Raw genomic sequence first — 2,018 nt, forward strand, 5'->3', positions numbered from 1 at the left:
GTATATTTGCTCACTTTAAAAATAAGTTTACATGTCATTATCACAAATTCTTACTCCTTCTATACAAAAAGCAATACAAGCATTATTTGATGTTACTGTTGATAAAATCGAATTTCAAACTACCAGAAAAGAGTTTGAGGGCGATATTACGATGGTAATTTTTCCTTTGCTAAAAGTTATCAAAAGCAATCCTGTAGAATTAGGAAATAAAATAGGAAATTATTTAGTAGAAAATCTTCCGGAAGTAGCACGTTTTAATGTTGTTTCGGGCTTTTTGAATATAGTAATTGCCGATAGTTATTATTTGAATTTCTTTAATGAAATAAAAGACAATCACAAATTTGGATACGTAACTCCAAATCCGGAGGATAAAGCTATTATGGTCGAATATTCTTCGCCAAATACCAATAAACCGTTGCACTTAGGTCACGTTCGTAACAATTTGTTAGGATATTCTGTGGCCGAAATTATTAAGGCTTCTGGTAAAAAAGTATACAAAACGCAAATCATCAACGATCGTGGAATTCATATTTGTAAATCTATGCTCGCATGGGAAAGATTTGGAAACGGAGAAACGCCGCAAAGTTCAGGTTTAAAAGGTGATAAATTAGTAGGTAAATATTATGTTGAGTTTGATAAAGCGTATAAAGCAGAAATCAATCAATTGATGGAAACTGGTAAAACCGAAGAAGAAGCTAAAAAACAAGCTCCAATTATTATTGAAGCGCAAGAAATGCTTAAAAAATGGGAGTCTGGAGATGAGGCTGTTATTTCGCTTTGGAAAAAAATGAACGAGTGGGTTTACGAAGGATTTGCTACAACTTATACCAATCTTGGAGTTAATTTTGATAAATATTATTATGAAAGTAATACCTATTTGTTAGGTAAAGATGTAGTTCAGGTGGGTCTTGACAGAGGTGTTTTCGAAAAAGATCCTGATGGTTCAGTTTGGATTGATCTAACAGATGAAGGTTTGGATCGTAAAATTGTTTTACGTTCTGACGGAACTGCTGTTTATATGACACAAGATATTGGTACGGCGATTCAGCGTGTAAAAGATATGCCGGATGTTGGCGGAATGGTTTACACTGTTGGTAACGAACAGGATTATCACTTTAAAGTTTTATTCTTGATCCTTAAAAAATTAGGATTTGACTGGGCTTCAAGTTTATATCATTTATCATACGGAATGGTTGATTTACCATCTGGAAAAATGAAAAGCCGTGAAGGAACTGTTGTAGATGCTGATGATTTAATGCAGGATATGACAGATACCGCACAGCAAATTTCAGAAGATTTAGGAAAATTAGACAGTTATTCTGCTGACGAAAAAGCGAAATTGTACAAAACTATTGGTCTTGGTGCTTTAAAATATTACATCTTAAAAGTAGATCCTAAAAAACGTATTTTGTTTAATCCTGAAGAATCTGTTGATTTTGCCGGAAATACAGGACCGTTTATTCAATATACATACGCGAGAATTCAATCTATTATTCGTAAAGCCGATTTTGATTTTTCTGCTACAACCAATACTGAAGAATTACACGAAAAAGAAAAAGAATTGGTAAAACAAATCGAGCTTTTCCCGGAAGTAATTCAAAATGCGGCTCAAAATCACAGCCCGGCATTAATTGCAAATTATACGTATGATTTGGTAAAAGAGTACAATTCCTTCTATCAATCAGTACATATTTTAGGAGAAGTAGATTTAACTAAAAAAGTATTCAGAGTGCAGCTTTCGCAGAAAGTGGCCGAAGTTATAAAATCAGCTTTTACATTATTAGGAATAGAAGTTCCGGAAAGAATGTAAAAAATAGATTAGAATTTTTTTAAAGCCAATAGTTTTATAACTATTGGCTTTTTTTATTACTATCTAGTCCGATTGCTATAAGTTATTTTCTAATTCCCGAATATTTTTGCAGGAATAAAATAGTGTTAAGCTTTTCTTATTTTATGATAAAATGAAAAAGATGGAATAACAATTGCTAAAACTTCTAAAAAAAACATCACCTTATATT

1 protein-coding gene is annotated in these 2,018 nt (G+C 32.2%); it reads left to right on the top strand.

Annotated features, from left to right (window positions below):
• The first annotated feature begins 31 nt into the window (after positions 1-31).
• Positions 32-1,810, top strand: coding sequence for an arginine--tRNA ligase (gene argS / locus FLACOL7796_RS23865; protein ID WP_173973263.1), 1,779 nt, complete (start codon positions 32-34; stop codon positions 1,808-1,810).
• Positions 1,811-2,018: the final 208 nt, after the last annotated feature.

Origin of the sequence: Flavobacterium bizetiae (assembly GCF_902804475.1) — a bacterium.
GTDB lineage: Bacteria > Bacteroidota > Bacteroidia > Flavobacteriales > Flavobacteriaceae > Flavobacterium > Flavobacterium bizetiae.